This is a genomic window from Hoeflea sp. CAU 1731 (assembly GCF_039888615.1).
Lineage (GTDB): Bacteria > Pseudomonadota > Alphaproteobacteria > Rhizobiales > Rhizobiaceae > Flavimaribacter.
The window spans coordinates 1-1985 of record NZ_JBDQQS010000051.1; the positions used below are offsets into that span (position 1 = coordinate 1).

The 1985-nt window shown below is 59.5% G+C and carries 3 protein-coding genes; all 3 read left to right on the forward strand.

Annotation, left to right across the window (positions count from 1 at the left end):
* Positions 1-84: 84 nt before the first annotated feature.
* Positions 85-492 (forward strand): IS66-like element accessory protein TnpA, encoded by a 408-nt coding sequence (gene tnpA / locus AAFN47_RS28060; RefSeq protein ID WP_499812478.1) that lies wholly within the window; start codon positions 85-87, stop codon positions 490-492.
* Entirely contained in the window at positions 489-842 is a 354-nt protein-coding gene (gene tnpB / locus AAFN47_RS28065; protein WP_499812479.1) for an IS66 family insertion sequence element accessory protein TnpB, read from the forward strand. The genes tnpA and tnpB overlap by 4 nt, the downstream gene beginning before the upstream one ends.
* A 55-nt stretch (positions 843-897) precedes the next feature.
* On the forward strand, positions 898-1985 hold a 1088-nt coding region (gene tnpC / locus AAFN47_RS28070; protein WP_499812480.1), incomplete at its 3' end, for an IS66 family transposase.

A 1985-nucleotide genomic window follows, 5' to 3' on the forward strand; every position in this document is an offset into this window, starting at 1 on the left:
GTAAGCGGTGTTTTGACCCCACCTTTCCGGTAGGTTTGTGATCTGCGAGTCCGTTCGAGATGTATTTTCTCACGGAGTAGCTCCATGGATGATCACAGTGAGTTTCTCACAAGTTCGGATCTTATCCTCAGCCCCAAGGGGCATCGGCGTTGGCCCGATGATGTGAAGGCGCGCATTGTGGCGGAGACGCTGGAAGATGGCGTGCGGGTCCGGGAGGTTGCGGATCGCTATGGTCTTCGCCCGAACCATTTGTCTGCCTGGCGGCGCTTGGCACGGGATGGGAAGCTGGTTTTACCTGCGTCTCCAGTCGATGCTGGGTCGGCACCTGGGCCTGTGTTTGCGCCGATGATCGTCGAGCCGGTGACAGAGCCTGCGGAGCGCCCCAGACCGAACGCGATACTCGAGATCGTGCATGGGGATGTTGTGGTGCGTTTGGGCACTGACACCCCAGCCACCCGGATCGCCGAAATTGCTAGGGCACTGGCGACGTGATTCCGCTATCCCACAAGGTCCGGATTTTTGTTGCCAGTGATCCGGTGGATTTCCGTAAAGGCCATGACGGCCTCGCGGCGCTGGTGCAAAGCCACTTGCGCCAGAAACCCTTTGATGGGTCCGTCTATGTGTTCCGGGCCAAACGGGCAGACAGGTTGAAGCTGATCTATTGGGACGGCAGTGGCTTGGTGATGGCCTATAAACGGCTCGAAGATAACAGCTTCAAATGGCCTGCAATCAAGAACGGGGTGATGCGCCTGGAGCCGGCTCAGTTTGAGGCGCTGTTTGCGGGTCTCGATTGGCGGCGCGTGCAGCCTCTTGAGGTGGCAGTCCCATCTGCGGCGGAATGACTCACGAGCCTCTTTAAGCGGGTCGATACCTTCTTGCTTTGCTATAGAAACGGGCATGACCGCGTCTGATGATTTGCCCGATGACATTGCTGAACTGAAGGCGATCATCCGTGCGCAACGGGACCAGAATGCCCGGCTCGAAGCATTGCTGGCTTCCTTCAAGAAAGCACTCTTCGGGGCCAAGTCGGAGAAGATCGACCCCGGTCAATACGAGCTGGAATTGGAGGACATCGAGACGGCGATCGCCCAGGTCGAGGCCGAGGTAGAAGCCGATGAACGCACAGCGCCCGTGCGCACGCCTAATCAACCGCGTCAAACGAACCGGGGATCGCTGCCGAAGCATCTGGAGCGCGTGGAAGTGGTTATTGAACCTGAGCTTGCCTGCACCTGCGGTGCCGAGCGTCATGTCATTGGCGAGGATGTCAGCGAAAGGCTGGACATCATCCCCGCCCAGTTCCGGGTGATCGTGACCCGTCGCCCCAAATACGCCTGTCGGTCCTGTGACGGCGGGGTCACTCAGGCTCCGGCGGCGGCTCACATTATCGCAGGCGGCCTCCCGACCGAAGCCACTTTGGCCCATGTGATCGTTTCCAAATACGCCGACCACTTGCCCCTTTATCGTCAGGCGCAAATCTACAGCCGCCAGGGGATAGACCTGGATCGCTCGACCTTGGCCGCCTGGGTCGGCAAGTCCGCGTTTGAATTGACCCCAGTCTATGATGCCCTGATGGCTGATCTGAAACGCTCGACCAAGCTCTTCATGGACGAAACACCCGCGCCGGTTCTGGCGCCGGGGCGCAAGAGGACCAAGACCGGATACTTCTGGGCCCTTGCCCGCGATGACAGGCCCTGGGGCGGCGATGATCCTCCGGGCGTGGCATTTACTTATGCGCCGGGACGATCCGGCCAGCATGCCGACACTATTTTGAAGGGCTTCAGCGGAGTGCTGCAAGTGGATGGTTATGCTGGATACAACCGCCTGCTCAAACGCCCGGCGCAGGATGTGAGCCTGGCCTATTGCTGGGCTCATGCAAGACGCAAACTACACGACCTCACCCAATCCGGCGCGGCCCCGGTTGCGCAAGAAGGCTTGGCGCAAATCCAAGAACTCTATCGCATCGAAAAAGATCTGCGCGGTCAGAC